This window comes from Bacteriovorax sp. BSW11_IV, from assembly GCF_000447755.1.
Taxonomy (GTDB): Bacteria; Bdellovibrionota; Bacteriovoracia; order Bacteriovoracales; family Bacteriovoracaceae; genus BSW11-IV.
On sequence record NZ_AUNE01000052.1, the window covers coordinates 163,058 to 187,365 of the forward strand.

19 protein-coding genes are annotated in these 24,308 nt (G+C 38.5%); 13 read left to right on the top strand and 6 right to left on the bottom strand.

The annotated features are described in order from the left end of the window. Nucleotides 1–31: 31 nt before the first annotated feature. The 3 genes from M899_RS18040 (at nt 32) to M899_RS15560 (ending at nt 1,595) form a co-directional block, all read left to right on the top strand. Complete coding sequence (locus M899_RS18040; protein WP_021272438.1) at nt 32–475, top strand: TraR/DksA family transcriptional regulator; 444 nt, start codon at nt 32–34, stop codon at nt 473–475. Between the two features lie 171 nt (nt 476–646). Beyond that, nucleotides 647–1,024, top strand: coding sequence for a hypothetical protein (locus M899_RS15555; protein WP_021272305.1), 378 nt, complete (start codon nt 647–649; stop codon nt 1,022–1,024). A gap of 169 nt (nt 1,025–1,193) precedes the next feature. Beyond that, a complete protein-coding gene (locus M899_RS15560; protein ID WP_021272391.1) occupies nt 1,194–1,595 on the top strand; it encodes a TraR/DksA family transcriptional regulator in 402 nt (133 codons plus the stop codon). A 1-nt stretch (nt 1,596) separates the two neighbouring features. On the opposite strand, the gene M899_RS15565 is transcribed toward M899_RS15560, so the two are convergent. Next, nucleotides 1,597–5,535, bottom strand: coding sequence for a hypothetical protein (locus tag M899_RS15565; protein ID WP_021272286.1), 3,939 nt, complete (start codon nt 5,533–5,535; stop codon nt 1,597–1,599). A gap of 338 nt (nt 5,536–5,873) precedes the next feature. On the opposite strand from M899_RS15565, the gene M899_RS15570 reads away from it, so the two are divergent. Further along, complete coding sequence (locus tag M899_RS15570) at nt 5,874–6,728, top strand: alpha-ketoglutarate-dependent dioxygenase AlkB (RefSeq protein ID WP_034729825.1); 855 nt, start codon at nt 5,874–5,876, stop codon at nt 6,726–6,728. A gap of 13 nt (nt 6,729–6,741) precedes the next feature. On the opposite strand, the gene M899_RS15575 is transcribed toward M899_RS15570, so the two are convergent. Beyond that, entirely contained in the window at nt 6,742–7,563 is an 822-nt protein-coding gene (locus tag M899_RS15575) for a transferase hexapeptide repeat protein (RefSeq protein ID WP_021272426.1), read from the bottom strand. Between the two features lie 123 nt (nt 7,564–7,686). Between M899_RS15575 and M899_RS15580 the strand changes: the two genes are divergently transcribed. The 4 genes from M899_RS15580 to M899_RS15595 are packed head-to-tail and all read left to right on the top strand — an operon-like array spanning nt 7,687 to nt 10,405. Further along, nucleotides 7,687–8,163, top strand: coding sequence for a glutathione peroxidase (locus M899_RS15580; protein ID WP_021272334.1), 477 nt, complete (start codon nt 7,687–7,689; stop codon nt 8,161–8,163). Beyond that, nucleotides 8,163–8,606 (top strand): MarR family winged helix-turn-helix transcriptional regulator, encoded by a 444-nt coding sequence (locus M899_RS15585; RefSeq protein ID WP_021272445.1) that lies wholly within the window; start codon nt 8,163–8,165, stop codon nt 8,604–8,606. Before M899_RS15580 ends, M899_RS15585 begins: the two co-directional genes overlap by 1 nt. Beyond that, nucleotides 8,606–9,244 carry an NAD(P)H-dependent oxidoreductase gene (locus M899_RS15590; protein ID WP_021272349.1) on the top strand — a complete coding sequence of 213 codons (639 nt, stop codon included), beginning with the start codon at nt 8,606–8,608 and terminating at the stop codon, nt 9,242–9,244. The genes M899_RS15585 and M899_RS15590 overlap by 1 nt, the downstream gene beginning before the upstream one ends. A gap of 9 nt (nt 9,245–9,253) precedes the next feature. Then, nucleotides 9,254–10,405 (top strand): iron-containing alcohol dehydrogenase, encoded by a 1,152-nt coding sequence (locus M899_RS15595; protein ID WP_021272348.1) that lies wholly within the window; start codon nt 9,254–9,256, stop codon nt 10,403–10,405. On the opposite strand, the gene M899_RS15600 is transcribed toward M899_RS15595, so the two are convergent. Beyond that, nucleotides 10,400–10,987 (bottom strand): TetR/AcrR family transcriptional regulator, encoded by a 588-nt coding sequence (locus M899_RS15600; RefSeq protein WP_021272361.1) that lies wholly within the window; start codon nt 10,985–10,987, stop codon nt 10,400–10,402. The genes M899_RS15595 and M899_RS15600 overlap by 6 nt on opposite strands. A 75-nt stretch (nt 10,988–11,062) precedes the next feature. On the opposite strand from M899_RS15600, the gene M899_RS15605 reads away from it, so the two are divergent. Continuing rightward, nucleotides 11,063–11,647 carry an NAD(P)H-dependent oxidoreductase gene (locus M899_RS15605; protein WP_021272429.1) on the top strand — a complete coding sequence of 195 codons (585 nt, stop codon included), beginning with the start codon at nt 11,063–11,065 and terminating at the stop codon, nt 11,645–11,647. A gap of 8 nt (nt 11,648–11,655) precedes the next feature. Here M899_RS15605 and M899_RS15610 read toward each other — a convergent pair whose 3' ends face one another. Both M899_RS15610 and htpG read right to left on the bottom strand, forming a co-directional pair. Beyond that, on the bottom strand, nt 11,656–13,389 hold the full coding sequence (locus M899_RS15610) for a sensor histidine kinase (RefSeq protein ID WP_034729829.1): 1,734 nt from the start codon (nt 13,387–13,389) through the stop codon (nt 11,656–11,658). Nucleotides 13,390–13,513: 124 nt separating this feature from the next. Beyond that, complete coding sequence (gene htpG, locus M899_RS15615) at nt 13,514–15,409, bottom strand: molecular chaperone HtpG (RefSeq protein WP_021272433.1); 1,896 nt, start codon at nt 15,407–15,409, stop codon at nt 13,514–13,516. 156 nt (nt 15,410–15,565) lie between these two features. Here htpG and M899_RS15620 point away from each other — a divergent pair, with 156 nt between their 5' ends. Together M899_RS15620 and M899_RS15625 are read left to right on the top strand one after the other, a co-directional pair. After that, the gene (locus M899_RS15620; protein ID WP_021272311.1) at nt 15,566–16,099 is read left to right on the top strand and encodes an asparaginase domain-containing protein; all 534 of its coding nucleotides are present in this window, start codon (nt 15,566–15,568) and stop codon (nt 16,097–16,099) included. A gap of 9 nt (nt 16,100–16,108) precedes the next feature. Next, nucleotides 16,109–16,762 carry a hypothetical protein gene (locus M899_RS15625; protein WP_021272402.1) on the top strand — a complete coding sequence of 218 codons (654 nt, stop codon included), beginning with the start codon at nt 16,109–16,111 and terminating at the stop codon, nt 16,760–16,762. Nucleotides 16,763–16,783: 21 nt separating this feature from the next. Here the strand turns inward: M899_RS15625 and M899_RS15630 are convergent, their stop codons facing one another. Then, a complete protein-coding gene (locus tag M899_RS15630) occupies nt 16,784–17,080 on the bottom strand; it encodes a hypothetical protein (protein ID WP_021272441.1) in 297 nt (98 codons plus the stop codon). A 196-nt stretch (nt 17,081–17,276) separates the two neighbouring features. On the opposite strand from M899_RS15630, the gene M899_RS15635 reads away from it, so the two are divergent. Then, nucleotides 17,277–19,019 (top strand): tail fiber domain-containing protein, encoded by a 1,743-nt coding sequence (locus M899_RS15635; protein WP_021272408.1) that lies wholly within the window; start codon nt 17,277–17,279, stop codon nt 19,017–19,019. 216 nt (nt 19,020–19,235) lie between these two features. Continuing rightward, complete coding sequence (locus M899_RS18045; protein WP_021272431.1) at nt 19,236–24,308, top strand: tail fiber domain-containing protein; 5,073 nt, start codon at nt 19,236–19,238, stop codon at nt 24,306–24,308.

Here is a 24,308-nt window from a genome sequence, read left to right on the forward strand (position 1 = left end):
CACGGTAGATGAAAAAGGAAAAGGGGATTTTATGACAATCAACGTGGAGCACTTCAAAAAAATGTTTCTTGAAATGAAAAACGGTAATGTTGCCCTAGATTCAAATGATGAAATGGGATCGACAAGATTAGGCGGGGATGATGCTGATCTTGCAAATGCTGAAAGAGATCGCGCAATGGTTTTAAAGTTAAAGCAACGCGAGGCCTTCTTTTTCAGAAAAATCGATGAGGCCCTAACTAAGATTGAAAATGGCGAGTTTGGCCAGTGTGAAGACTGCGGTGGTGACATCGGAGAAAAAAGATTACTTGCCCGTCCTACTGCAAGTATGTGCATCAACTGTAAAGAAGAGCACGAAAGAAATGAAGGACACTTACTATACGCGAAAAGATCAAAAACTATTGGAACTGAGCTCATTACTAACGGTGAAACGTTAGAAAAGGCCTTCAAAGAAGTTCAAAAATATGCTGCAGTTTAATTCAAAAATATAACGTCATAAAACGGCCTCACATGAAGTGGGGCCTTTTATTTTTGTATCTATAAATTATATAGATAATATGTCTTTTATATAATTTAACAATTGCGATAAATCTTTTATAAATAAGTTGTCTAGAGATCGAAGGTTGCGATCCTAGAAAAAGGAGTTTTTATGAAGTATTTAATGGCAATTGTTCTACTACTATCCGCAATGGGTGCTAACGCAAATGAATGTTACATGAAGTTTGTCGACGACGGTAATCACGATAGTAGGTCATTCCAAATTAACGACATTGATTTAAATAATGACTTTGATGAAGACGCCATGTCTTTTTCTAAAGAGGCCATCGTACAGGTTGCGAAGTCAATTGGTTGTAAGGCCCATGACTTAGGTCTCGCAAATAAAAATGCCATGGGCGAGAGCTGTGTAGAAATGATTCCAGGCAAACCATTTTCTAAAGTGTGTTATGTTGAAAGTGACGTTGGTTACTTTATGGTTTCAAAAGATATGCTCGACCACGTAAACATTATTTACAATCGCTGGGACTAAAAAAATGGTAGGGCGCGCTTTGGCCCATGTGCCGGAGGCGCGCTGACACCATCCCAAATCTAAGTTCCTAAAATCATCATCTCATTTTTAAAAATCATTGGCACAGTTTTAGCAATAGTACGGACATCTCCTAGGAAGGGAGTGCGATGAACGTTTATTGGGAGTTTCAATGGATGAGAAAACACTAAGTCACTTTAGAGAATTATTCTTAGTTATGCGTAGCAAGCACATGCAGAGTAATTACGATTTAGAAAATGATTTTATTTGGCGCAACGAGGAGAGTGCCCTCAAAGTAAAGCTGGCAAAGAATCGCGATCACTATTTAAAAAGGCTTGATATGGCCTTAGAGCGTATCGAAGATGGAACTTTTGGTCACTGTGTTGAATGTCTTGAAGAAATTGAGAAAGTTCAAATCTTTATGCGTCCTACTCAGACCCATTGTAATGATTGTTCAGGATCTGCTGTGGAACTCTATAATAAGATTGTTCCTTTTAAGCGCAATCAAGAAAACACAGTCGAAAATAATGTTTTACCATTTGTCAGAAGAAATGAAATGGATTCCTCATTTTAAATTAGAGGAATCCTGGAGTAATAATTACTTTCTTTCTTGGAATGTTGAAATTTAAATTATTCGGTGGAGTATTTGTTCCCGAAGGCGGAAGGGCCATTGCAGGAGCACGATCTGATGTAGGATTTAAACAGGCATCAGTATCACATTTTCTAACTAGAAAATTAGCGTTAACAAATTCATTCGAATCATTCTTTTGTTGTTTAACCTTAACGTAGTAGCTATAAGACTTTCTTGCATAAGTTCTTTCAATTCCACCAGAGCTTTCTGAACAGGCCGCTTTTGGAGATTCATCTTTTTTGATCCTAACTTTAGAACAGAACCAAATATGATCTTTAGTGAAATTACCATTTTTGACAACTTTAAGTTTATAACTCTTTTCTTCTTTTTTAACTTCAACAAGCTTAATAGAAATTCCTGGATTTGCATCATCTGAATCACGAGATGGAGCTGAATCAAGAGGTGAGACCATATGTGTCTGTTCCACTCTTGCAAGCTCACTACCATCAGCACCGATTAAAAGTCCAATTACAGTTACAAGATTTTCTTTATCTTTTCTTGCTATTTTTACACCGTCATTTTCAATTTTATCATTACATGGAGCGATCTCAGTATTACATGAGTATGTAAAACTAACTCTGGCACCATCTGGCATTGAAGAAATGACTTCAGGTGTAAGCAGCTCATGTGTTTCAGTCGTTGATATATTAATAACAAAATCAAATAGCGATTCAGCTGATGGTTCAGTAGGTTCTTCTGGCGGTATTTCTCCACCTGGTAAACCTTGAACTTCTGGGCCAGATTCATTCTCTGCACTTGTCGTTGGAGGAACTTGATTCTGGTTTGTTTCATTATCTCTAGAGGCCGTATAAGCAATAGAAGCCGCTTGAGAGGCAAGCACTCTTTGCGGTGATCTCTCATTAACAATTCTCAAAGCAGAACCTTGAGTTGTTGGTTGTGGTTTTCCTGCTGCAATTCTTTGCTCGGCCTCTTTTAAAGTAGCGAGTCTATTAACTGGAGGTGTGCGCACAGCATTTTGTGCTGCAATTCTTTGCTCGGCCTCTTTTAAAGTTGCTAATCTATTCACTGGAGCAATTTTAGCTGGTTCATCTACAACTCGTGAGAATGTTCCAGGAAGTGCGTCGGCCTCAATGGCCTTCATTGGAGGTCTAACGATGACGTCAGTTGCCTTACCAATATATTCTCCGCTTCCTTCGGCCGAAACTTGACGCCCTGTTGTCGCAACACCTGTTCCTGTCTTTGCAGGTAGCTGAGCTTTTGTTGGGCCAAGGGCAGCTCTTGTTGGAGTGACATCTATTGGAGCATTTTCTAGAAGTTTATAGTTTGGTCTTAGAACAACTTCATTGGCCTTGCCAAGAAACTCCCCTTCTACAACTTTTGGTGTTGTCGCCGGCAACTGCGCCTTATAAGGAATAGGTAAATTTGGAGTCGTTGGCTTAGGTCCTGTCAGAGCTTTTAGCGATGGAAGTTTTTCAGGATCTAATATTCTCGTTGCAAATCCTTGAATTGGAGCATTCTCAAGAGCAACTCTTGGAGGAGAGACAACGATATCAGTACTTTTTCCAATGAATTCACTTATTGGAGATTCAACTTTTGGGACCACGTCTTGTTTTTTAGCAACGGCAGTGGACTGCTTTGTTGCAACAGCTGTAGATTCTTTTCCTGCAATACTTCCAACGTTTGGTACAGCATTTTGAGCTGCAATTCTTTGCTCAGCTTCTTTTAAAGTCGCAAGTCTATTCACCGGAGGTGTTTTTGTCGGTGTTTGTGCAGTGGCCTTCGGAGGAGTTGGTGGTGTTGTTTTTGGAACTTTGGCCAATTTAAATGAGCTTAGCACAACAGGTGCTGCAAGGGCCGCACTAAAGGCCGCTTGTGTGCGACAACGATCCATATTTGTGGCCGCTAAACTTTCTTTCATTCTGTCGCCACATGATCTCACTTCTGATTTTGGAGTTTGTAAGAAAGTAACTTCTGCCTCTTTACAGGCGTCGTAAACTTTCATGGCCTGATTTCCTGCAAAAACAGTATCTGCTGCAAGTGCCCCTTTATTTATTGTACTTGTGGCCTTAATGACTTTACTTGCTGTTACGGCAACCTTTAAGACGTTCACTGCAAATAGGGGGGTGAAGCTAAGTGCGATAGAAACACCGACATCAATGAGAACTTCATCTGCTTCGTCTCTATTTTGTTTTGAGCCTTCGACACAAGTATAGAAGTTGTTGAGCTTATTTAAGTTCGGTGATTTGAGATACATTCTATTTTCTGTGTTGTAGTTCGCTCTTTTAAGGATTTTATCGAAATCGCTACAACTTGTTCTTTGACCTTTAAGACATTGAAGAGCTCTTTGATAGTCATTTACAAGTCCATCAATTTCTTTACTTGAGTCCTTCATTTGTTGGCGTAGTGCTTTACTGATTTCATCTTTCGTAGGTTCAGGAGCTGGCTTATTGTATGAATAAGCATTGGTCGATGCACGTGCTTTTGCCATGATTTTTTTGAAATGTTTCCCACGTAATATGGGATTGCTATCAAGAATAACATTTTGCTGCGCTTTGAGTTCTTTTTGTCTCTCAATAAGCTGTGCCGCTTCTCCTGCATTCATGTAGCTACCGTATCCAAGACTTGATATTTTTTTATTAATCTTATACAACTCATCTTGAATTTTTCTAGCGGCCTCAACTGCACTTGTTGTTGAATCCAGTTTTTGCTCGAAAAGTTCGTTGGCCTTTCCAAGTTCACAGGCTTTTAGATCAAGACAATGATTAGCATTAGAGTATGAACCTCTAAATTCACTACAATTGAAAGAATTTTCACCAAGAGTTGCATCTAAATTCGCCTTAGATTCCATAAGGTCATTGATACTTTTTTGAATCTTTTCTGATTTCATATTGTAGTCAACCATCATATAGGCCGGTGCTACATTTGAGTCTGACTCTTTTCTTCCATCTTCAACTTTGCTAAGTGCGATTGAATCGCATTTTTCAGCAAATTGAGAGAGTTGATCATCGTTTGGAAATCTCTCTTTTAATTCTGATTTCAGTTTTACAATATCAAGATCTTTCGGAAGGGAAGATTGGCAAATCGAGCGCGGATCTTTGAATTTTCCATCACTGAAGACATAGTTGAGTGCACCTACAACTCCATTTGAGTAAACATTATCAAGGGAGTCTGCAATTACTTGTGGGCATCTGTTAATTTCTTGGGTCGCAAAACAATCGCGATTTAATGTCGGTTTATTTACATTTTGAATGATTTCTTCAACGTCGCGAACAATTGGTCCGGCCTTGATTGAGTCATCAGCGCGTACAATCTCGTCAAGTTTCTTTTCGAGATCCATACAGTCGCCGCTTTGTTTTGCCTGATTACAATATTCTAAAACATTGTTTTGATATTTTCTAAATTTTGGGGAAGCGACAAGATCTGCAATTTCAGAAGGTGAAAGCTTTCCCTTTTTTATACAAGCATCAGTCAGGTTTTGGTATGGTCCAGCGTTTTCTACACATGAGCCTTGCTTAAAAAGAAGAGGGTTACATTGAAATTCGTTTTGGCCACAGCTCGATTTGTAACCACTGTTTGCAATTTTAGCAGGGTGCTCACAAGACTGATTAACGACCTGGCTAGGATAAGTACCATAGAAGCACTTACTGGCACCATTGGCATAGGCGTTTTCTGGAAAGAACAGTGACGTAAATGTTTCAATTTTATCTTTTGTTCCGAATGAATAAGATGATACGCGAGGGATGGGAGTGTTTCTCTCATCAAGAATCTGAAACTTTATATAAGTATTGTAGATGGCAATTCTTTTCGCACCAGAGAAGTTACTAACTTCTTTTTCACTGAAAGGACGAAGCGACTTGGCCATGATTGGAAATGGCAAAATTAAGTTTAAGATTAGCAGTAGTAATAGTCTTTGATTATTCATTGTTTGTATTGTCGCCTATAAGTTGACCTTTCTGATAATATTTATCGGACTCTTTCTTAATTAAATGAAATTATTTATTTTGTTTTTTCGTTTAGCCGCCTTCGAAAATTGGCAGTGCTTTGTAAGCTGTTAATTTTTTTGACGAATTGTTTTTCAATACGCTAAGATTTTTATTAGGCATGAGGCTTCCACTTACAAGGATGTTGGTGTGAATAAAAATCTTATCATTCTAATCGCTCTCATTATCATCACCATTGAGATGGGGCGTATGTGAAGAAAAGGCCCCTGTAGGATATAGGGGCCTTTCTTTTCAAAAGGCCTATGGCATACTCTTTATTATGTCTCAATCAAATTACAAAAAAAAATCACCCGCTAAAAACACGAAGAAGAAAATCATCGATGGCATGTACTACAATGCAGGTTTTCTCAATGGACCTAGTAAAGAACAGCTCATTAATGAAATCGAAAAATTTCATCCAATTTGGGAAGAGCGATTTTCAAAGTCCAATCCCCCTCCAGAAGGGGATACGTGGCGTGGCCTTCTAAGGCCGGTATATTGGCTTGGCAATTGGCAATTTGCTTGTCTTGATTATTTTCATCCTCCTCATGGCCTTGAACATCGCTGCTTGAGGGCAGAGCAGTTTCCTCCATTCATGCAAAAGCTTGTGGATCAGATAGAGGCCATGACTCATAAAATGGCCCGTAACGATGTACCAAAAGGATGGAAGCTAAATACATGTCTGATTAATTATTACGGCTCAAAAAGAGATGAGGCCGGCCAGATGCAAGATTTGGCCCGTGTGGGAGACCATAAAGACAGTGAACCTGGACCGGTGGCCTCCATTTCCATGGGGGAGAGGGCCATGTTCCAATTTGTTAAGGGAAAGGCACAGGACCCAAAGAACGTTGTTCATGAAATGTGGTTAAACGACGGCTCTCTACTTATTTTTTGGTCGAAGAGATTTAAAGAAGAGCTTTTTCACCGCGTCCAACGTGTTGAGGCAAAGGGAAATCGCATATTCAATGATCATTTAGATGACTACGAAACTCGCAGAATTAATCTGACATTTCGCTATGTGCCCGACCAGTATATTTATCCTCTAAGCGAAATGCCTCGTGAGAAAGTTGAAGATATCAATCCCTATCTAGAAAAGCTTGCAAAGTATTCTGAATATTTTAAGAATCTAGTTTAATAGGTGATCACTTCTAGAGCTGATCACCTTTAGATATACGAGACTTCGGTAGGATTACCGTATGAGGCTTTACCGTCACTTTTTCACCAATAATAACATCACCCATAATTGAGGCCTTAAGGCCAATGGTTGCTCCTTGCTTGATCACAACTGGAGAAAGAATAAGAAATCCTCCCTGTGCGTAGTGACCAAAAATTGTGGCCGAACCACCAATGGTAACATTATCTTCTAAAGTAATTAAACATGGATCTGAGATATTAGAAGTGTTGATCATAACTCCGCGACCAACTTTCATACCCATCATTTTGAAAAAGAGAATATTGAGGGGAGTGGGTGTGATGAAATCGAGAAAAGTATAACGAACCATCTGTGTAAGAGCGTTGTGGTAATACCAAGGAAGTGTCTCTATAGAGAACCAACTTCCACGCCAATTTGATTTAATTTTAGAATTTAATCTTAAGGCCCAATTAAAAAATGGGGCCAAGAACACGAGAGAAATTCCAAAAATAAAATAAGAGACACCAATCCCCATTCCTACGCAAAAAGCACGAAGTAAAAGTGCCCAAGAAGCACTCCATTCATATAAAGAAGTGACAATGGCCACTCCGGGAGTCAGGGCAATTCCAAAACTCAGGAGATAGATAATGATCATGGGAGCGATGGCAATGAGAAAAGCAAAAGAGCGAAAACTCCTAATGATTGTTTCAAATTTCCCACGAATTCCTTTTTTATCAGATTTACGCGAGTGGACATCAATACGTTTTGTTTCACGTACATTTTCTTTAAATGAGCTTTGAAGGTGAGGTAAATCCTCGTAATTTTTATTCTTTGTCATAGTAATATTATAGCTTTTTGGACACCTATTAGCCTAGCTCTTTTTTTATATCTAAATTGCCAATAATTAAATTGTGTACAATTTAGTTTTGTGATAGATTTTCAAAAAACACAGGGAGGATTAATGAAAACAGTATATGAATTTAAGGCCATTGATATCAAAGGAAAAGAGCGCTCACTTTCAGAGTTTGAAGGCAAGCCTTTACTGATAGTAAATACGGCCAGCAAATGTGGTTTCACCCCTCAGTACAAGGAACTTCAGGATCTATACAAGAATTTTGAAGGTAAGGTAGAAGTCTTGGCCTTTCCATGTAATCAATTTGGAGCACAGGAGCCAGGTGAGTCCGAAGAGATTCAAAGTTTTTGTGACTTAACTTTCAATGTGACTTTTCCATTATTTTCAAAAGTTGATGTAAACGGTGATGAGGCCCATCCTCTCTATAATTTCTTAAAAGAATCATTGCCAGGACTTCTTGGGTCAAAGGCCGTGAAGTGGAATTTTACAAAATTTCTCGTAGATAAAAATGGTGTACCAGTTAAAAGATATGCCCCTCAGGTTAAACCCAGTGAAATTTTCGATGATATTAAGGAGCTATTATAGTGACTGATGACAGTATTCTTCTTCATAAGCAATTGTGCTTTTCTATCTACCGCCTGAGTAAAGCGGTGATTCAAACGTACAGACCCTTTTTGGATGAGATCGATTTAACTTATCCTCAATATTTGTCCATGATTGTTTTATGGGAAACAAAGAAAATAAACGTAAAAGATCTTGGAGAAAGACTCTGTCTTGATTCCGGAACACTTACTCCACTTATTAAACGTCTTATTGATAAGGGGTATGTTGAAAAGAAGCGATGCTCAGATGACGAGAGGATTGTTAATATCTCTTTGACAAAATCAGGTGAAGAGCTTCAAAAGAAGGCCTGTGAAATGAGAGATAAAATGCTCTCATGTGTGGCCATTGATCCAAAAAGAGAAGCAGAACTTAAAAATAAAATAGATGAATTTTACAACACTGTTAAAAGTGAAGGAGTTAAATAATGAACGAACAAATTTTGAAAGCTCTAGATTGGAGATATGCAACGAAGGTTTTTGATGCCAATAAGAAAATTAATGAAAAGGACTTAAATGTTTTAAAAGAAAGTTTACGTTTGGCACCGTCTTCTTATGGATTACAACCTTGGAAGTTTATCATTGTTGAAAATCCTGAAGTGCGCACACAATTGCGCGAGTTTTCTTGGAATCAAACACAAGTAACAGATGCTTCTCACTATATTGTCTTTACTGCTCTTAAAACAATGGATGAGAGTTATGTTCAAAAATACATTGAAGATATTGCAAACACTCGCAATCTTCCTGTTGAAGGATTAAAAGGGTTTAAAGATATGATGGTGGCCAATATTGTTAATGGTGGTCAAAAACAAGATATATCTGCTTGGGCCCAAAGACAATCTTATATAGCTATGGGAGAGCTCGTACTCGCTGCAGCTCTTTTAGGAATTGATACTTGTTGCTTAGAAGGTCTTTCTCCAGCTGATTACGACAGAATTCTAGGGCTAGACAACTCTCAATATGCAACGATTGCTGCTGTTGCCGTAGGTTATAGAGCAGCAGATGATAAGTACCAAGATTTGAAGAAAGTGCGATTTTCTGAAGACGAAGTTTTTCAAACAATCTAGGAGCATGACATGTTAAATTTTGAATTTCAAAATCCTGTTCACGTTCTTTTTGGAAAAGGTGAGATTGCGAAGCTTTCTCATCTTTTGAAAAACAAGAAAAAAGTGATGATTACTTTTGGTGGTGGAAGTATCAAAAAAAATGGTGTTTACCAACAAGTGGTAAATGCTTTAGAAGGAATTTCATTCGTTGAATTTGGAGGAATTGAACCAAATCCTCGCTATGAAACACTGATGGAAGCGGTCGCTCTTGCCAAAAAAGAGGGTGTTGATTTTCTTTTGGCCGTAGGTGGTGGCTCTGTAATTGATGGAACGAAATTTATTGCACAGGCCATTTGCTATGAAGGCAGTGATCCCTTTGATGTTTATCGTAAGCGTTTACCAATTACGAAGGCAATTGAACTTGGAAGTGTGCTCACTTTAAGTGCCACGGGATCTGAGATGAATATGTTTACAGTTGTGACAAAAGGTAAAGATAAGCTTGGTTATGGTCATCCTCTTCTTTATCCAAAATTTTCAATTATTGATCCAACAGTGATGTTCTCTCTGCCAAAAAAACAAGTGGCCAATGGTATCGTTGATGCTTTTGTTCACGTTACAGAACAGTACTTAACTTATCCTGTAAATACACCTCTACAAGACCGAATTGCAGAAGGGATTCTTTTAACTTTGCTGGAAGAAGGTCCAAAAGTAATGAGTAATTTGGAAGATTACGATGCTAGGGCAAATATGGTTTGGTGTTGTACGATGGCCCTAAATGGAATCATAGGTGTTGGTGTTGTCCATGACTGGGCAACTCATGGAATTGGTCATGAGTTAACAGCACTTCAAGGTATTGACCATGGAAGAACGCTTGCTGTTGTTCTGCCAAGTCTTTTGAGAGTGCAAAAAGATAAGAAAAAAGAGAAATTGCTTCAATTTGCAAATCGTGTATTTGGTATCAATGAAAGTGATGAGAACAAGGCCATTGAATTAGGGATCAAGGCCATGGAAGAGTTTTTCCACTCGCTTGAAGTTCCAACAACTCTTGGTGACTATGGTCTGGATCGATCATTCATCGAAGAAGTGAAGGAGAACTTGAGGTCTCGTCAATTTGGTGCACTTGGTGAGCACCAAGATATTGATCTCGAAAAAGTGGGTCTTATCTTAGAAGGCGCACTATAAAGTAATAGATTGAAGAATAAGTTTGAGTGAAAACTCAACTTGTTCTTCAATTTCTTTTTCACCTGTCTGATAAAATTGCCCATCGATAATTAGAAGTGCAAGACCATGAAGTCCCGACCAAAAATGGCGGGCCGCCATCTGAGGATCAACTTTTTTGAAAACTTTTTCGCTGATGCCTTTTTCAATGAGTTCAATTAAAAAAAGAAAGGCCTTATCTGCATACTCACAACTTCCTTCTTGGAGTTCACTCGAATAACGATAGAACATAGAGCGGTATTGCCCCTCTTCATCAATAGCAAATTGTACATAGGCGTGACCAACATTTAGAAGGTGCTTATCGACTTTCTTGTGAACTGGAGCACTCGTTAGGGCATGGTGGAAACTCTCAAATGAGCGCGCAACAATTGCATTAATTAACATATCTTTGTTTTTGAAGTGGCGATAAAGTGACACATGACTGACGCCAAGACTCGTTGCCAATTCTCTTAATGAAAAATTGGGGTGCCCTTCTTTTTTTATATATTCAATGGCCAGGGTTAGAACGCTCTCTTTCAAGTCCCCGTGATGATAGGTATTTGTCATTTTTTTATCCTACAACATATTTTCAATGTTTACAATGGTAACATTTATGTTACAGTTGGTAACATTGGAGGAATAATGAAAAATATCGTTGTCATCAATGGCCATTCAAAAGAGGGAAGCTTCAATGAGGCCATAGCAAATACATATGCCGATCACAAAAGAACAATCGGTCATAGGGTTGAAACTCTTCATCTTTACAAGATGACATTTGATCCTGTTCTTAAAACGGAGTACAAAGAGGGAAATGCCAAGCAACCCCTTGAAGAGGATCTAAAACGCGCATCAGAACTTATTCAAAACTCTGATCACCTTGTTTTTATTTATCCTGTTTGGTGGGGGAATATGCCCGCAATTTTAAAAGGCTTTATTGATCGCGTTTTTGTTCCTGGATTTGCCTTTCGCTATCATAAAGATTCACCTTTTTGGGATAAGCTTCTAAGTGGAAAATCGGCAACCGTGATTACGACTTCGGATTCACCAAATTTTTGGTTAAAACTTGTAAATTGGTCAGCGCCATCGCGGGTGCTGACAAAGTCCGTGCTCGAATTTTGCGGCATCAAAACGAAGAAAGTTTTAAATTTTGCTGAAGTTCGAAAATCAACTCCCGCCTCTCGTGAAAAGTTTTTGAAGAAGGTGCAAACTCTCGATTCGCACCTCTAATTTTTGACTTAAGCGTGTTGGATTGGGATTGAAAACTTAAATACCGATCCACCGTCTTCATTTGGTGTGGCCCAGATTTTTCCTTCGTGGGCCTCAACAAAGTCAATGCAAAGATTGAGTCCCATTCCAATTGAATCTGGAGAAAGACGATTTTTCTTACTCTTCTCTTTCTCAAATAGTGAGTTCAAAAAGGCGTTAGAAACTCTATCGCCTTTATTTGAAATTGAGAAAATGGCCGTTCCATTTTCTTGTTTCGCTTCGATTTCAACATTACTATTTCGGGCCCCATGTTTAATAGCATTAGATAGGAGATTTCTTGTAATAAGCGCCATAATATTTGGATCGGCGAGAATTTTAAAATTATTCTCAGTCTTATTCACGATATCAACTTCTCTAGAATGGCCTATTGGTCCAACTTCTTTAGTACATCTTTCGATCAAATCTAAAACAGAAAATTCTTCTTTGTGAATTTCAAGTGTCTTGTTTTGCCCTTTTATCCAGTGGAGAAGATTGAAAAGAAAGTCTTTAGATACTAGGGAGGAGTAGCTCATGACACCCAAAGTTCTTTTAATTCTTTCTTTATCAAGTTCATCGACTTTTTCAAATAGTTGAGTTGAAAGAGAGTTTAGACTATTAATATTTCCCAAAACGTCATGAGAAATAATTGAGAGTAGCTTATTTTTAAGCGCGATATATTCTTCTAGTTCATTTGTTAAAACTTTCTCTTTTGTTGTATCAAGAAGAGTAATAATTTTTCCTTGATAACTATCCTTTTTCTTATTCACTAGATCATATTCAATTCTAAAATAACGGCATCGGTCGTGTTCAAGATGAGGGATGGTAATTGAAATATTATCGTTAATCTTGGCCACTTGTTCGTCGCTTAAAAAACTGAAGACTCTATCCAAATTGATCCCGGCCCTTATTTCATTATGACATAATTCCTTGGCCTGAGTGTTGAAGTTTTTTAGCGTATTATATTTATCAAAAACAAAAATTGGATTCTTTGTATTTTCAAATGCAATATTGCGCGAGAGTAGATAGAGGTCTAAAAACTCAAACTTAAATAGGGCAAAACTCAGTCCTAGAGCAGAGGGTAGAAGAGTAACAGGAGTTAATTGTAACCAGCGATAGTTTTCATCAACAGTCATGGCATAGGTATCAGCAAAGATTGAAAAACCAGTACTAATGAGAATAACAGTGGCCTGGCTACGGTATTTAAATGTTTTAGAAAAAACTAATTTAATAAAAAGAAAGAATAAACCTGTATATAGCAACAGATAAGTGTAAATGACATGAAAGTAAAAAATGGGTCCGTCTTTATATTTAATGGTTGTTATTCCATGGATCGTGATGGTTTCAAAGTCATAACTGAAATAATCTCTTGTAAACGGTAGCCAGCATGTGATGGCAATGACAGCAGCTGGGGTAAGAATAATCGTCGTGAGAGTTTTAGTTAGTTTGATTTGTTCTTTGAAAAAAACGTGAATGAAAATGAGGGCCCATAGGGGGCAGATAAAAGCAACGCCAATAAACTTGAAGCGAGTAAAGGCCACAAGTAAATCCATATCGTGAAGCTGGATAATATTGAGGGCACTAAAGCACCAAATAAAATACCCAAGCAAGATAAAGAACAATGTCTTTGAACCACTATGTTTAAAGTGACTCGCAGTTCTTTGCATCAAGAGGGTGAAGGTACAAATTGAAATAATCAGTAAAAAATTTAGGATGATGTTTAGCATGGAAAAATTCTATGGGGAAAGTTTCCAATCATCAATAAAAAACCCCTCCTTGCGGAGGGGCGGTCAAGACACCTAAGTGTATAAGTGTTTGCGTTGAAAAAAAACCAGAAGGATGCCCTGACGCTTATTGTAATGCAATTGATGTGAGTTCTTGCATGAGGGACTGAGTTCTTTCGATAAACAGATCTTTTTGCTCTGCTTTCAGACCTTCAGAAGAAATCGTTGCCATATCTTCTACGTGTTTACATAATTTTTCAACCAGTGCTTCATTTTTTCCGGATTCATGTATTTTCAATGCGTTACGCACAAGAGGATTCAAGGGGTTAACGACTAAAGTCTTTTTAATAGGAAAACTCATGCCTCCACCCATACTCTGGGCCATTTTTGAAAAGCGCTTCATTTGCTCATCTACCTTGAAATAGGCCGGAGAGTGTGAGTTCTTAATCTTGGCAATTTCGATCTCTGTATCGTCCATTTTGGCCTCCTCTCCCTCTTTTTTAGGAGCAAGGATGCTAATGAAAAGATCTTTGATTTTCATATCCTCTTCATTTGTATTTTCGCTTTCAAGAATATTGGCAATTTCAGCATCAACACTCGTGAATTGAACGTTGTGCTCTCCAACTTTCTTCGTTTCTGCATGTTGCATAAAATGTGGATCAATATGGTCGTCTACTTCTAGAGTTTGCACACCAACACTTAGCAGCTCTTTTCTAAGTGAGTTGTCTGATTTTTCTTTTTCAAAGTAGATAACTTTATCACCAAGCTTTTCTTTGTATTCGGCCGGAATTGATTCTTTATATTCTGTCAAAGTCATGAACTTACCAGCACTATTTTTGAAAAGAACACGCTCTCTCATAAGTTCATCAAATTTAGGATCTGACACACATCCGTATTTTATAAATAGATGAATGTCTTCCCAAATCTCTTCGTAGCGAGGACGATCTTTTATCCATAATTTTTTAAGGGCCTCGGCCACTTTTTTTACAATATAGTTTGAGATCTTAGAAATATTTGGATCACCTTGCAGTGAAGATCTAGAAACATTTAGAGGAATATCAACAGAGTCTACAGTTCCTTTGAGAAGGCCTAGGAAATCTGGCATGATATTTTTTACGTTATCAGAAACGAAAACCTGCTTACAGTAAAGACGGATATTTCTATCTGTCATTGGTTTCGTAGGATTAAATTTCGGGAAGAAAAGCACACCATCAAGAGTGAATGGGTGGTCTACTTTTAAATGAATCCAAAATAAAGGATCACCATCCATAGGGAACATTTTTTGATAGAAGTTTTTATAGTCTTCATCTTTAAGTTCACTTGGGTCTTTTTTCCAAATTGGGTTTGTATCGTTGATTTGTTGTTGTGTTAGCTCTTTACCTTCTTCTAGTTTTTCGTTCACATTGATGAGAACAATAGGGTAAGGCATAAAATCGCAATGATTTTTAAGAGTCGTAGAAAGTTTAAATTCACTTAAAAATTCTTTTGAATCTTCTGCAATATGTAGAGTAATTGTAGTTCCTACATCCGTTTTAGATGACTCGGTAAATGTGTAGTCTGTATCACCTTCACAAATCCATTTTGTTGCTTTTGCTCCATCTTCCATAGAAAGTGAGTCAACTTCAACTTTGTTGGCCACCATAAAGGCAGAGTAAAATCCAAGACCGAATTTTCCAATGATGTCGTTATTTTTCTCACCATTTTGTTCCATCTTTTTAACAAATTCTTCGGCACCAGAGAAGGCCAGTTGGGCGATATATTTTTCAACCTCTGATTCAGTCATACCAAGACCGTTATCAGTGATCGTAATTGTATTTAATTTGTCATCGACTTTGATTTCTACACGTCCGGCCGGAACTTCTACGTTTCTAGTTCTTCCTAGAGTGCTTCTTTTTGTAATGGCGTCAGTGGCGTTGGCCACAAGCTCGCGAATGAAAATATCGTGCTCTGAGTAAAGCCATTTTTTAATAATGGGAAAAATGTCAGCCGTTTGAACGGAAATACTTCCTTTTCTTTCGCTCATAGTCAAAAACTCCTTCTTTAAATTAAACTCCCATTAACTATGGGGCCATTTTCTCCAACGTCAAGGTTCAAACCATGGACGAATTTAATTTTTTTGGCTAAATATAAGAAATTCCAATTATAATAAGGAAAAATCCTTAAAGGCAGGAGCGACGACATGACGCCAAATAATCCTTTCCCAAATAAAGATGATGTCATCATTATTACAACTGGGGGAACAATTGAGAAAACTTACGATGAAGTTGAGGGTTCACTCTTAAATCGTGAGTCGGTTGTAAAGCAAATGATTCTTTCGCGCCTACGCTTACCTTATACGCATTTAAATGTTTTTACGATTATCAATAAGGACTCATTGGATTTCACTGATGCTGATCGTTTGCTCTTATTAAATACGCTTAAGGCCCAATCTCAGATGGGGCTACCAATTGTTGTACTCCATGGAACTGATACAATGAGTGTCAGCGCTGAATACGTTCAACAAGAAATGACTGATCTCAATGTTCCAATCGTATTCACAGGGGCCATGAGACCAATGGGTTTCGAAAATAGCGATGCCACTCAAAATGTTACTGAGGCCATGCTGGCCGCAAAATTATTGGGGCCTGGAATTTATATTAGTTTTCACAACAGAATTTTCACTGTGCCAGGTGTGAGAAAGAATAAACTTACTCGTACATTTGAAACATTTTAGGAAATTGCAATGCTTGTAAAAGACACAATCAACTTATTTAAAAAATCATTTGTGTCTTTACTTCCCATTTATATTTTCATGCTAATCTTGAAACCTTTTGGCGTCTATTTGAGATTATTTCTTGGTGATAATCAAATTGCATACCTAGTCAGTGATGGTGTGACTTCTTTACTAGTGGGGCTATTAAATATTTTTATTATTCTCTCACTTTTGGCCAATGATAAAGGAGAGAAGCATTCATTTTTCTCTCTGCTTGTTAATAAAAAATGGTCAGTCATTGATTACTTCTTCACTGTAGTTAAATTTGTCATTCTCCTAATTGCAGGCTTTTGCTTACTCGTTATTCCTGGACTTCTGGTGGGATTTTATTATTCCTTTGGTCCAATGGTGTCACTTGTTTATGAAAATGAAGAAAGTGTTTTTAAAAGATCGGCCGCTATTGTTAAGGCCAATTTAAAACCTGTCATTATTTTATATGTGCTGATATCTGTTTATGGAATGGGAAGTGAATTTATCTTGCTACCAAGTTTGAAAGCGACGCCACTGTATGAAATGATTTTTTGTGCTTTCGATGTCATTCCTTCAGTGATCTTATTATTGATGAGTTTTTTGATAGTAAAACGTGAAAGTCTTGAGGACACTAGAACTTCTGATGAAGTCTAGTGTCTCAATATATTTTTAAGACTAATCTAGAAAAGTCGTCTTTCCATCATTCACAACAATTCCTGAGAAATCATCGCCTGATTCAAATGAACAAGAGTAGCTACCTGTAATTTCAGTGCTCTCGATTTCACCTTTTGAAAGTGGACACATAATGTGCTCATTCACTTGCCAAAGACTTACTCTAAGAGCGCATTCACCATTTTCATCAATAGTTTTAGAAATAACTTTACCAATGACTTGGGCCTCGTACTGTTTGCAAGAAAAGGCCTGAGTTTGAGTCATAGCTGCAAAAGCGATTAAAACAAATAGAGTTTTCATAGGTATCCTTCGTGTGGGTTAAATTTAGGCGCATAGTAATATTCAAAAGAGGGCCTGTAAACAAATTGGGAATTAAGATTTCGTTAGATATTGTCAAAAATAAGGAATAAGTCACCTAAGTTACATAAATTTATAGCTGAGTGTTTATGTTTTCTAAACACTGTCCGAATAGTCACGCGAGTAGGGGGAGGGTGTGATGAAAGCAATATATTTTGTTGTTCTTATTGGTTTATTAGCTTCATGCGTAGTTGGCAATAGTCATATTGATGTTTCTGAAATTCATGATGATACACGAGGTGGAAGCTCGCAAATAGGTCGTGCGCAAGTGAGTTCTGTTGCAATTTCAAATAATCAATTGATCGTCCAAGGAAAATCATTTTTGCCTGTTCAGAAAATTTCCATTACGGGTGATGGTTTTTCAGAAGACTTTTCAATTGAATCCATTACTGAAAATAAAATTGTGGCCAATGGACTTCAAAATATTTCTTTTAAAGTGGGTTCAATTTTTAATTTAGTCATTAGTGATTCAAACGGATCTGCCTCTTTTTCGGTAACTTTTGAATTACAAAATGGAGCAATTGTTGATGCTCATATCAGTGGTACTGCTAATATATCACAATCAAAAATTCAAAATCTAACAACGGACTTAGCTTCGAAATTAAATATTGCAGATATTGATATTGACCCTGCATTGGCCGCAAATAGTGACACTAAAGTAAGTTCTCAAAAAGCGGTTAAAGCTTTTGTGGCCAATGAAATAGATGCCAATGGCAAATGGGGAAAATCTGGAAGTGATATTTATTTTAATAATGGCAGTGTGGGGATTGGGACGAGCTCTCCCTCTAAGAGACTCGAGGTTTATGGAACAAGTCAGAGTACATCAACCGTAAGTATTACAAGAAATAGCGACAGCAATTTTGGAAGCTATTTAGAATTCTCAAAATCAAGAGTTGATGGTCTTGGTGTTAGTGGAGATCGAATTGGTGAAATTAAATTCATTGCACCTGATAGTGCGGGGTCATCATTAACCTATTCAAGAATTTATACGAAATCTACTTCGGCAACAAGTGGTAATGCCTCTGGGGATATTTCATTTCAAACCTTGCAATCAGGTGTAGAAAGTACAGCACTTCTTATTTCGGATTATATTTATGCGAATAGAAGTTTACAGCTTGAGGGAAGCCAAACTGTTTTAATGAGAAATAGTAACAGTTCTTCAGGACATGGGATGAATTTTTATAAGAGAAGATCTTCAGGAGCAGTTCAATCGGGAGATAATCTCGCATGGATTTCAGCGCAGGGGCATGATGGAACAAATTGGGGATCATACTCAAGTGCAATAAGTTTTCGTGCAACTGAAAGTCAAACGGCTTCTGCGGCCGGAAGTCAAATTCAATTTCAAACAACTCAAAATGGGACGACTTCGCCCTTTATTCGCATGACTGTTCATCACGATGGGAATGTTGGAATAGGAACAACTGCGCCATCGCATCTTTTACATGTCAATGGCGTGGCCCGCTCGACCCAAGCGAGCTTTGATACTTCTTCTGATCGAAGAGTGAAGGATAATATTCGTGATGTTCAAAACGGACTTGAGATGATTATGAAACTTCGTCCAGTTCGTTATGAATATATTAAAGAATATGTAAGTCGTAGCAGGGAACTTGCAGGTGTTAAGACAGGATTTGTCGCCCAAGAAGTAGCACTGGTTGACCCTACAATGGTAAAGAAAATTGTAGAGAAATACAGTGACAAAGTTATTGAGGATTTCAATGTTTTAAATACGGCCAATATGATTCCTTTACTTGTTTCTGCCACTCAAGAACAAGAAAGAGAAATCTCTTCATTGAGAAATATGAATGAGAAATTGGAGAGTAAAGTAAATCAAATGAAAGAAGTTTTATGCGAAATAAAACCGAGTGCTTCTCTTTGTCATTAGGCCATGCAGGTAAAGATGCCATCGGACAGAGGCGAATTTTAAACACTTAAGTCCTTTACTCGGGCATAAGTTGCCTAAATAACGATCTTTTATTTGGAAAACTTAGAGCTAAGTTAAAATTTCCGAAGAGAATGTGAGGAGTTATATTAGGTGTTTAGGGTACATTTTCACATTATTCTTTTGTTTGGGACCATATTCATAACACAGTCATGTGTAATGGATAAGGGGAGCATCACTATCTCTGGGATCGGAGATAAAATCTTAGGTGCTAAAACTCAGATGGATAAAGCGAAAGTTTTTTCTGTATCTATCGAAAATAATCAACTCATCATTCAAGGTGAAGATCTTTTATCCGCAAAAAAAGTTTCAGTAACTGGAGATAGCTTTTCTGAAAACTTTGCCATTGAGTCTGTCTCTGCATCTAAAATCGTGGCCAATGGATTGAATAATATCTCTTTTAAAGTTGGTGCTCTTTTCAATCTCATTATCAGTGACAGTTATGGTTCTGCTACATTTTCAGTAACGTTTGAGCTTCAAGATGGAGCGGTCACGGCCACAAAGATTCATGATATGGGAGCAGCAGAAGGTCAGGTTCTAAGATTCTCCGCAGGAGAGTGGGGGCCGGCCGATCTTTCAGGACTTAACTACGCAGGCAATTGGGATGCTTCAAGTTTGGCAGCTCCTTCTGTTTCACCAAGTGGCGGGGATTATTATATCGTTACAAGTTCAGGGGCCACAGATTTAGCAGGTGGACCAGGTACGAATTCATGGCTTGTTGGTGATTGGGCCATCTACAACGCTGTTCTTGGTCAGTGGGAGAAAGTCGCAAACGGCTCAACTGTAACTAGTTTTAACGGCAGAAACGGAGTCGTTACCGCTCAAGATGGTGACTACTCTCTTAGTGGTTTGTCTGATGTTGATATGGCAGGAGCGAGTGCGGGTAAAGTTTTAAAATATGATGGTACGAAATGGATTATGGGCGATGACCTCTCGGGAGGTGGTGCCGGTTCTGTCAGTTCAACTGAAATCGCTGACGGCTCCATTGTTGATGCAGATATCAATGCCTCTGCAAATATCTCTCAATCAAAAATTCAAAATTTAGCAACAGATCTTGCTGCAAAATTACCTCTAACAGGAGGCACCTTAGCTGGTGCTCTTGATATGGGTGGAAATAATATTGGCAATGTCGGAACTGTTGATGGGGTAGATGTTTCATCGCTAAGTACATCAGTTGGAACGAATACTTCAAATATTTCTACAAATGCAGGAGATATTCTTTCTTTACAAACAAGTGTTGCTACTAACGCTACAGATATTGCGACGAACACCACTGCAATTGGCACAAAGTTCAATTCTTCAGATGTTGACACCGATATTACTTTGGCCGCGGATAGCGATGGAAAAGTCCCTTCCCAAAAGGCCATTAAGGCCTATGTCGATAACGCAGTTACAGGTGTTGGGGCAACTGATTTTGTAAAACGTGACGGAACGATTGCAATGACTGGCTCTCTTGATGCTTCTACTTTCGGGATTAAACTTAAAGATGCAGATATCAATTATGTTACGATAAAAGCAAATAATGCAATGAGTGCAGATTTAAACTTTATACTTCCGGCAACAAATGGAACAAGTGGATATGTTCTTTCCACTGATGGTGCTGGAAATTTAAATTGGATTGCACCCACAACAGGAAGTGTCACCAATGTTGCCGTTACGGCCCCTTTACAATCGAGTGGTGGGGCAACACCAAATTTATCCATTACACAATCAAGCTCATCTACAAATGGTTATCTCTCAAGCACAGATTGGAATACCTTTAATAATAAGGTCGCGACATCTCGTACGATCAACGGTAAGTCTCTGGCCAGTGATGTGACATTAGTCACGACAGATATTACAGAAGGGACAAATCTTTATTTTACGGATGCTCGCGCTAAAAGTGCAGCAGTTGTAAATTCAACTGCTGGTTCCCAAACCGATCAAGCGCCAAGTGTCGCTTCAATTAAAACTTATGTAGATACAGCAGATGCTACCAAAGTTGATAAGACTACAACTGTTAATGGTAAGGCCCTCTCAAGTAACGTTACTTTGGTAACTACTGATGTTGCAGAAGGGACAAATCTCTATTTTACAGACGCTCGAGCTAAGAGTGCTTCAGTCGTTAACTCAACTGCAGGAAGTGAAGCCGATCAAGCGGCATCTGTAAGTGCGATGAAAACGTATGTCACAAACGAAATTGATGCCAATGGAAAATGGGTTAAAACGGGAAGTGATATTTATTATAATACAGGTAACGTTGGAATAGGAACAGCGACGCCAACGTCCCAATTGCATGTTGCAGGAAGTAGTACTGATACTGTTGCTGGCTTTCCAAACTTTATTCATTTCGTTCTTGATCTTGATAACACCGCGCTTTCTGCGACAAGTAATAGAGGATTGCAATCAACAGTTAACTATAATTCTGCACTAGATAGTACTGGAACAAATGCTTCTAATGTCGGCTACTTTGTTCATAACTCTGCGGCCAATATTACTCGTGCCCATGCATCAGAAGGGGCCATCGTTTCCATGTCTACAGGTAATACCACTCACGCCGTAGGAGTGAGAGCGAGTTATTCTGCACAAAGCGGAACAATTGAAAATGCCTACGGTGTAGAAGTCGCATCTGGTGGAATTGAAGCGAATATTACTAATGGTTACGGTGTCTATGTTAAGACAGTGAAAGGAACCAATAAATGGTCATTTTTCACTAACGATGCTACTGCTCCAAGCTTCTTTGCAGGTAGTGTTGGTGTTGGAACCCAAACTCCTGATACTCAACTTGAAATAGCGGGGAGTGGAACTGGGGCCGGCAGAGGGATTTCTTCTACCGCCTATAGTAATACAAATCCAGCAGGTCTTCTTGTACTTAGAGGGGCAAGAGGAACAGAGGCGGCGCCAACGGGAATGCTAAATGGTTCACGATTAGGTTGGTTGAGTTTTAGTGGACATGATGGAACTAATTTTGTTTCTCAAAATAATCCAACTGGTATATCTGCTAAAGCTGCTGAAGACTGGAGTGCTACTGGTCACGGTTCTTATTTATATTTTCTCACGACAGGAATTGGTCAAATTGATGGTTCAGTTCGCATGACAATTACTGATAGTGGTAATGTGGGAGTTGGAACAAGTTCACCTGCAGAAAAACTTGATGTAGTTGGTAATATAAAAGCAACGGCCTTTATTGGTGATGGTTCTTCTTTAACTGGTGTCACAGCAAGTAGTACAAGTAATAATGTGAACTCAGTGATTACGGCCGATGCTGATAATAATGGAACAGGAGACATTCTTTTCAATACGGGAACTAATACAAGAATGGCCATAACCAATTCAGGTAAAGTAGGGGTTGGAACAACTTCACCTACAAAAGATATTCATATCTCGGCCAGCGGGACCACTTCAGGGCCAGGTATTAGACTCCAAAATACCAGTACCAATGGGGCCGATTTTCAAATGGTTGTTACCGCTGATGGCCATGGTAATGGTGCGAATAAATTTATCTTACAAGATAACAATGCAGGTGATCCACGATTGACAGTTGATGGTAACGGTAATGTTGGGATCGGTACGGCATCTCCTTCTGGACTTTTGCACTTAGAAAAAGCAGATGCACCACTTTTAAGAATTACAAGAGGTGCAGTGTTAAATGCTCTTTTAGGAGACCTTGGAGCTACAAATAATGGGCAATTGAATCTTTATGATTCAACAGGAACCTTAGGAACCTTACTCACTTCAAGTGGCCCATCTTATTTACTTGGTGGAAATTTGGGAATCGGAACAAATGCGCCTGCTCAGCCTCTTCATATTCAATCAACATCTAATATCCCTCTTTTAGTTGAAAGTACTGATGCCGTTGCAAGAATAGAATTAAAGGATCCAACATCATCAAATGCCATTGTAACAAGTTCAGGCCTTTTGCAATTTACAACCAATGGGACAACTGCCGCAGAAACCAGAATGACCATCGATTCTACTGGTAATGTCGGTATTGGAACGTCTGCGCCAAATGCTACGAATAAGATGACTGTAAAAGCTGGCGGGGGAGCTTCTGGAATTAGAGTTGAGTCTGAAGATGGTACGGAGGCCGGACACTTTTGGCCTTCATGGATGACTTTAAAGAAGGGTGGCACAAACACATATATGGGAATTGGACTTCAAGATGATGGTCAACAGTGGAACCTTGTTCATCATAATGATGGTTCATTTCGCATCCAAGATGTGACAGCATCTTTTGCTAATCGTTTTACAATTACGGATGTCACTGGAAACGTCGGAATTGGTGCCACTGCTCCTACATCAAAACTGGCGATCGTCCAAACTGACGACACTGCACACAAGGGAATTAGACTTACAAATTCTGCAAATACGGCATCATTTGGTATCTATGTTGATGCTACAGATAAAACACATATTGGTGCACCTACAGCTTCGCCAGATGCGATGGTTTTAGAAAATAGTTCCGGAATTGTTGAATTCACTGCCAACCGTCAATGGCTAACGGGAAAAGATGGCGCAGACAATTTTTGGTATGGAACAAAAAGTGGTGACGACACTTCAAGTTTTTTTGGTGTTAAATCAGATGCTTCGAGTATTCCATCTTCTATAATGTTTAGAACTCAAAATGTTGAAAGAGCGGTTATTACAAGTGCAGGTAACGTTGGTATTGGAACTTCAAGTCCAGGTTCAAGATTGGATATCGTTGGTGGATCGGCCGCACTACATATTAGACATTCTTCTCAACCAACATTTTGGCAAGTGGGCCCTGATGGCTCAAATAATTTTATTATATACAATCAAGCAGGTAATGGCGCCTATCTTACTAATGGTGGTACTTCCTGGGTTGCCAATTCTGATAGAAGACTTAAAAGAGATATCGAAACTATTCCTAATGCTCTTACAAAATTGAGTGAAATAGATGGTGTGACTTATTGGTATAACGAAGACGATTCTGAACAACAGCGAAGAGTTGGGGTTATTGCCCAAGATGTAAAAAAAGTTTTACCAGAGGCGGTAACTGAAAGAAACGGTTTTCTAGGAGTTCGCTACCAAGAGATTATCCCTTTAGTTATAAATGCCACAAAAGAATTTTATCAAAAATATCTGGTGGGTCAGTCACAACAAGATGAGAAGATTCGTCATTTAGAAGAAGAGAACGAGAAGCTTAGAGCTAAGAATGATGAGATTGAAAAGCGACTTGAAGCTCTTGAGAGGAAAATGGCCAGTCTTCCTGATGAGACCGAATCGAATTAA